This is a genomic window from Acidimicrobiales bacterium (assembly GCA_035316325.1).
Taxonomy (GTDB): Bacteria; Actinomycetota; Acidimicrobiia; order Acidimicrobiales; family VFJN01; genus DASXTK01.
Genome location: DATHJB010000183.1, coordinates 1 through 6,308, shown reverse-complemented (window position 1 = coordinate 6,308; position 6,308 = coordinate 1). Strand labels below are relative to the sequence as shown.

General features: G+C 72.8%; 5 protein-coding genes. 4 read left to right on the top strand and 1 reads right to left on the bottom strand.

Annotated features, from left to right (window positions below):
• Positions 1 to 163: 163 nt before the first annotated feature.
• Positions 164 to 1,207: a hypothetical protein gene (locus VK611_24685; GenBank protein HMG44555.1), complete on the bottom strand. Its 1,044-nt coding sequence runs from the start codon at positions 1,205 to 1,207 to the stop codon at positions 164 to 166.
• On the opposite strand from VK611_24685, the gene VK611_24680 reads away from it, so the two are divergent.
• The 4 genes from VK611_24680 to VK611_24665 all read left to right on the top strand — a co-directional run.
• On the top strand, positions 1,206 to 1,850 hold the full coding sequence (locus VK611_24680) for a TetR/AcrR family transcriptional regulator (protein HMG44554.1): 645 nt from the start codon (positions 1,206 to 1,208) through the stop codon (positions 1,848 to 1,850). The genes VK611_24685 and VK611_24680 overlap by 2 nt on opposite strands.
• Before the next feature lie 62 nt (positions 1,851 to 1,912).
• The gene (locus VK611_24675) at positions 1,913 to 3,136 is read left to right on the top strand and encodes an MFS transporter (protein ID HMG44553.1); all 1,224 of its coding nucleotides are present in this window, start codon (positions 1,913 to 1,915) and stop codon (positions 3,134 to 3,136) included.
• A 69-nt stretch (positions 3,137 to 3,205) separates the two neighbouring features.
• Positions 3,206 to 5,596, top strand: a complete 2,391-nt coding sequence (locus tag VK611_24670) for a DUF3536 domain-containing protein (protein HMG44552.1) — start codon at positions 3,206 to 3,208, stop codon at positions 5,594 to 5,596.
• A gap of 140 nt (positions 5,597 to 5,736) precedes the next feature.
• A partial coding sequence (locus VK611_24665) for a rhomboid family intramembrane serine protease (protein ID HMG44551.1) occupies positions 5,737 to 6,308 on the top strand: 572 nt, incomplete at its 3' end.

Below are 6,308 nucleotides of genomic sequence, written 5' to 3'. Positions count from 1 at the left end.
ATCAACCGGGTCGTCAACCCCGCCGCCCGCAACTCGCAGATCCGAGCCTTCTCCGCCTCGCTCAGCCTCACCACAACAGCCCTCACCCTCGGTCGAACGACAGCTCAACCAAGACCGTTGCGTTCACCCCCTGAGACCAAGACCCTATTGGGGTCGTTCTCCTTCAAAGAGACGTGGCGAGGTGGTGGAACTCGGCGAGGAGGTCGTCGCCGTTGGGGCGGCGGCGGCACCAGTGCTCCACCTCGTTGAGGATCGCCTTGCGGGTGGCGGCGCGGCCGGCGCCAAGGCTCTGGTCGAGCAGGTGGTCCCACAGGGTGTCGATCATCTCGGTGCCGGGGTGCTTCTGGCCGCCCTCGCCGATCCACGTGCGGTCGCGCAGCTCGGTGATGGCGGTGGCCAGGTAGTCGACGTGCGGTGTCTCGTCGGCCCGGATGTACGACACCAGCTTGGCCGCCTCGCCGTCGCCGGCCACGAGGTCGGGGTCCGACAGCCACGCCTCCGCCCAGCGGAACGAGTGGAACGCGGCGATCTCGATGAACAGCACCCGGATCATGAGGGTGACCATGAACTCGAGGTTGGCGTCGACGTCGACGGGCAGGAGCCGGGGTGCGTCGAGCCCGGCGGCGCCGCCCTGGCCGAAGCCCATACGGGCCAGCATGGCCTCGATGTCGATGTCGTCGGTCGGCTGACCGAAGGCGATGTCGCGGGCGGCGAACCACATGTCCTTGTGGCCCGCCTCCTCCTCCCAGCCGGCCTCGTCGCGCCCGTGGGCCTCGAACAGGCCGTTACCCAGGTGGTCGATGGCGGTGCCCTTGACGTCCTCCACGAAGTGGCGCTGCAGGCCCGACGGCTTGAGCAGCCGGATGTTGGCGCCGTAGCCCTCGACGGTGCCGATGCGGGTGAGGTTGGCGATCAGCGGCTGGGGCACCCCTGAGCGGATGAGGAAGCGGGCCTGCTCGACGTTGGGGAAGTGGTCGCCCCAGGTCTCCATGGGGACGTCGACGACGGTCGTGCCGAACAGCTCGGTGTGCCGGGCCCGCCAGGCCTCGATGGCCGGCACCCGGAACCGGGTGCGGGGCGACACGTAGCTGCCGTCGTCGGCGAAGCCCCCGTGGCAGCGCACGCCCCCGGCGATCAGCGGCTCGACCACGGGCGCGTCGGCCAGCAGCTCCTCGGCGGTGAACTCGACCTGTGCCGTCACGCCCATGCGAACCGTTCCTCCCTGCCTGTTGACGTCAAGGTATACACTCGGGCGTATACCTGTCCAGGGAAAGCCCGAGGGGAAGCAGCTCCTACCCCGAGCCGAGCGCCGGGCGTCGATCCTGAGCGGTGCCGCCGCGGCCTTCGCCGGATCGGGGTTCGCCCACACGTCGATGGACGACGTGGCGGCGGCGTGCGGCGTGACGAAGCTCATCGTCTACCGCCACTTCGAGACCAAGGAGGAGCTCTACCGGGCGATCCTCCAGCGGGTGTTCGAGCGGCTGGGCGAGGAGTTCGTGGCGGGGATGGCCGACGGCGGGACCCGGGGCGTCGCGGCCCGCACGCTCATCGTGGTCGCCCGGGAGGACCCGGCGGCGTTCACGCTGCTGTGGCGCCACGCTGCCCGCGAGCCCCAGTTCGCCGACTACGCCGGGAAGCTGCGGGCCACCGCCGTCGACCTGGCGCACGAGCTGAGCCGCCTCGGCCACGACGACCCGGTGATCGAGCGGTGGATGGTCGAGGCGCTGTTCGGGTTTCTGGTCGAGGCGACCCTGCTGTGGCTCGACCACGGCAGCCCCGACCGCGACGACGAGCTCGTCGAGCAGACCACCCGGGGCCTGCGGGCGCTGCGCGACTCCTGGGCCCGCTGAACCCCTCCGCAGGCTGAGGGAATCGCCGGATCTGCTGATAAGCAGGCGGCGCTGTGGGCGAGATGGCTGAGACGACGCCGCGGGACGGCGAGCTGGACGAGACGCGAGCGGGCGACGGGCAGTTGCTGTCGTGGCCGTTCGTCGTGGTGATGCTCTCCGCGTTCACGTACTTCGTCGGCGTCGGGGCGATGCTGCCGATCCTGCCCCGCTACGTGGAGGACGAGCTGCACGGCAGCGGCTTCCAGGTGGGCCTGGCCGTCGGCTCCTTCGCGGTGTCGGCCGCCCTGCTGCGCCCCTGGGTGGGCCGCATGGGCGACGTCCACGGCCGCCGCGTCCTCGTCGTCGGCGGGGCGGTGGTGGCGGCGGCCTCGATCGCGGCCTACAGCCTGGCCACGAGCCTGCCGCTGCTCCTGGGCTCCCGCCTGCTCACCGGGGTCGGCGAGGCGGCGGTCTTCACCGGCCTCGTCACCGTGAACCAGGACCTCGCCCCCGACCACCGTCGCGGCGAGGCCGCCTCCTACTTCTCCGTGTCGCTCTACGGCGGCATGGCGCTCGGCCCGGCGATCGCCGAGGCGCTGCTCAAGGCCACCAACTTCACCACCGTGTTCCTCACGTTCGCCGGCTGCTGCCTGCTCGGCGCCGTCTTCGCCATCTGGATCCCCCGCGGCAAGACGATGGCCGTCCCCGCCGACCGGAGCGTGCTCCACGGCGTGGCGATCTGGCCCGGCATCGTCGTCGCCCTGGGCCTGGTGCCCCTCACCGCCTACACCGCCTTCCTGCCCCTGTACGCCGACCAGGTGGGCTTCGAGGACGTCGGTCCGGTGCTGGGCCTCTACGCGGGGCTCGTGCTGGTCATCCGGATCGTGGCGGCCCGCGTCCCGGACGCCCTCGGCTGGCGGCGGGCGTCGGCCGTGGCGCTGGTCGGCGTGAGCGCGGGCATCGGGATGATGGGGATCTGGGGCTCCGCGGCCTCGGTGTGGGTGGGCACGGTGCTGCTGTCGATCGGGATGTCGCTGCTGTACCCGGCGCTGCTGGCCGCGGTGATGAAGGCGACGCCCGAGTCGGAGCGCAGCCACGCCGTGGGCACGTTCACACTGTTCCTCGACCTGGCCACGGGCCTCGGGGCCGGGATCATCGGCATCGTGGTGTCGCTGGGCAACGAGCGCTCGGGCTTCGTCGTCGCCGGACTGTGCGCCACGGGCGGCCTCGTCGCCCAGACGCTGCTGCGCGATCGCATCGGCCGCCCGGCCCGCAACACGGTCAGTCCCGCCCCAGCCACCCCCTAGCCCCACCAACCACCCCGCCGCCGCCCCAAGCGGTCTCGGGCTTCGCCGAGGCCCTCTAGCCTTCTAGGGATGGCGGACGACGTCGCTTTCGTGCTGCACGGCCACTTCTACCAACCGCCCCGGGAGAACCCGTGGACGGAGGTGGTGCCGCGGGAGGTGTCGGCCGCCCCGTTCCACGACTGGAACGCCCGCATCACCGCCGAGGCCTACCGCCCCAACGGCTGGGCCCGCATCCTCGACGAGGCCGGCCGCATCGTCGCCATCGTCGACAACTACGAGCACCTGTCCTTCAACGTGGGCCCGACGCTGCTGTCGTGGCTGGAGACCCACGCCCCGGAGACCTACGAGCGCATCCTGACCGCCGACCAGCGTCAGGGCCGCGCCATCGCCCAGGCGTACGGGCACGCCATCCTGCCGCTCTGCGACGACCGCGACCTGCGCACCCAGGTGCGTTGGGGCCAGGCCGACTTCCGGCACCGCTTCGGCCGGGAGCCCGAGGGCATGTGGCTCCCGGAGACCGCGGTCGACGACCGGGTGCTGGAGGTGCTCGCCGAGGAGGGCGTGCGCTTCACGATCCTGGCACCCAAGCAGGTGCAGGCGATCCGCCCCCTGCCGCACGACGGCTACGAGCCCGAGTGGGAGCCGACTGTCGACGGCACCGGGCTCGACACGCGGCGGGTCTACCGCTGGCGCCACGCGACCCGGCCCGAGCTCGGCGTCGACCTGGTGGTCTACGACGGCGACATCTCCCACGACGTCGCCTTCGGCGGCTTCCCCAGCCAGGTCGTGCTCGACCGCATCGTCCAGCGGGCCAAGGGCAAGGGCCGGGACGACTGGCAGGGCGGCCTCGTCGCCGTCGCCACCGACGGCGAGACCTTCGGCCACCACCACCACTTCGCCGAGCGCGGCGTCGCCTACGCCATGGCGATCGAGGCCGGGCGCCGCAACGTCGGCACGCCCCGCCTGGGCGCCTGGCTCGACGAGCACCCGCCCGACTGGGAGGCCCAGGTGCGGCTGTCGGCCTGGTCGTGCGCCCACGGCGTCGGCCGCTGGATGGAGGACTGCGGCTGCCACACCGGCGGCGAGCCGGGCTGGAACCAGGCCTGGCGCCGGCCGCTGCGCAACGCCCTCGACCTGCTGCGCGACGTCGCCAACGAGGTGTTCGAGCGCCGGTCGGCGAAGGTGCTGCGCGACCCGTGGGGCGCCCGCGACGCCTACGTCGACGTGCTGCTCGGCGCCACCACGGTCGACGACTTCGTGGCGGAGCACGTGACCGGCGACCTGGCGGCGGAGGTCGAGGCGCTCACGCTGCTGGAGTGCCAGCGCCACGCGCTGCTGATGTACACGTCGTGCGGCTGGTTCTTCAACGACCTGGCCGGCATCGAGACCCTGCAGATCCTGCGCTACGCGGCCCGCTGCATCGACCTGCTCGACGAGATGGGCGAGCCCCCGCCGGTCGAGCGGTTCCTCGAGGTGCTCGCCGAGGCCACGTCGAACCGGCCCAGCGAGGGCGACGGCCGGGCACTGTGGAAGCGCCACGTCGATCCCGCCCGGGCCGATGCCGCCCGGGTGGCCGGGCACATCGCCCTGGTCGAGCTGCTCGACGGCGACGGCGTGATCACCGAGCTGGGCGGCTACTTCGTCGAGCGCGAGCTGCAGGACATCGTCGACCGGGGCGGCGTGGCCACGTCGGCCGGCCGGGTGGCGCTGACCCACCGCCGCACCCGGCGCCGCACGGTGTGGACCTACGGGGCCGTGCACCTCGGCGGCCTCGAGGTGTTCGGGGCCGTGCGCCCTGCCGCCGAGCAGCTGGCCGACGACGAGGCCGCGGTCGCCCAGCTGTCCGACGCCACCCGCGACGGCGAGCGGATCACCGCCCTGCTGCGGCTGGTCACCGACCGCTTCGGGCCCCGGGAGTTCGGCCTGGAGAGCGTGCTGCCCGGCGTCGGCGACGACCTGCTGCACGCCACCGCGGCCAGCCTCGCCGACCGCTTCGTCGCCGCCTACGACGAGCTGCGCACCGACTACCACGACACCCTCGTCGCCCTGGCCGTGGCCGGCACCACCCTGCCGGCCGAGCTGCGGGGGCCGATCGAGCTGGCCCTCGCCCGGCGGCTGGAGTCGGAGCTGGCCGAGGCCGCGATCGCCACCGACCCGGCGGCCTACGCCGGGCTGCGGGCCATCGTGCGGGAGGCCCGGGAGGAGGGCGTGCAGATCAGCTCGCCCCGGGCGTCGGAGGCGCTGGGCCGGGCGCTGGTCGCCGCGGTCGAGGAGGCCGCCGCCGAGCCGGAGGAGGCGGCGGTCGCGACCGCCGTCGGCATGGTGGAGCTGGCCCGGGAGCTGGGCATGCCGGTCGACTTCGGCGTCGCCCAGGAGCGGGCCTACGACGCCGTCACGTCCGACCCCGCCGTCGCCGAGACCCTCCGCCCGCTCACCCGCATCCTCGGCCTCGCCGGCTGACGCCCGTCTGTCCAGCGGCGGCCGGGCGCGGGTAGATTTGGCCCACTGTGGCTACGGACATCCAGACCTGTTACCGCCATGGCGACCGGCGGGCAGGTGTCCGGTGCCAGCGTTGCGAGCGGCCGATCTGCCCCAGCTGCATGAACCAGGCGTCGGTCGGGTTCCACTGCCCCGAGTGCTCCCGCACCGGCCGCCAGAAGGTCGTCACCGCCCGCTCCCTGGGTACGACGCCCTACGTCACCGCGGGGCTGATCGCCGCCAACGTGGTGGTGTTCCTGGTCGACATGTTCAGCGGCACCGTCAACGGGCTGGGCGAGCTGGGCCTCGACTGGGCTCTCTTCGGCCCGGCGGTCGGCGACGGCGACTGGTGGCGGCCGATCACCGTGGGCTTCGTCCACTCGGGCCTGATCCACATCGGCTTCAACATGCTGCTGCTGTACCAGCTCGGGACGCTGCTGGAGCCGGCGCTGGGGCGCGTCCGCTTCGTGGCGCTCTACGTGATGGCGCTGCTGGGCGGGTCGTTCCTGGTGCTGGTGATGAGCTACGACACCGTGACGGTGGGGGCGTCGGGGGCGGTGTTCGGGCTGATGGGCGCGGCGGTGGTGGCCTTCCGGTCCCGCGGCATCGACCCGTTCAGCACCGGCATCCCCCAGCTGCTGGGCCTCAACCTGCTGATCACGTTCGTCGCCGCCCGCTACATCTCGGTGGGGGG